The organism is Colwellia marinimaniae, assembly GCF_002207865.1.
Lineage (GTDB): Bacteria > Pseudomonadota > Gammaproteobacteria > Enterobacterales > Alteromonadaceae > Colwellia > Colwellia marinimaniae.
In genome coordinates this window covers 1-264 of the sequence record NZ_BDQM01000309.1, presented here as the reverse complement: position 1 = coordinate 264, position 264 = coordinate 1, and the positions used below count along the sequence as shown (strand labels likewise).

1 protein-coding gene is annotated in these 264 nt (G+C 64.8%); it reads left to right on the top strand.

Features of this window, described 5'->3' with window-relative positions; translation table 11 throughout:
• Positions 1 to 48 precede the first annotated feature (48 nt).
• Positions 49 to 264, top strand: a 216-nt coding sequence (locus MTCD1_RS19415) for a toprim domain-containing protein (protein WP_235013397.1), incomplete at its 3' end; no start/stop codon positions are given.

Genomic DNA, 264 nt, shown 5'->3' with positions numbered 1-264 from the left:
AATCAAGACCGTGATCCGTCCGGTCATCACCTGGTAGGGAGACACACCATGCGCCTTTTCATCGCAGAAAAGCCGTCCGTCGCCAAGGCCATCGCCGGCGAGCTGGGCGCGACCGGCAAGGGCGACGGCTTCATCGAGTGCGGCACCGACAAAGTGACCTGGTGCTTCGGGCACATGCTCGAACAGGCCGACCCCGACGAGTACACGCCCGATGACGTGCCGCGCGGCCAGTCCGGCAAGAAGGTCTGGCGCGTCGATGAGCTG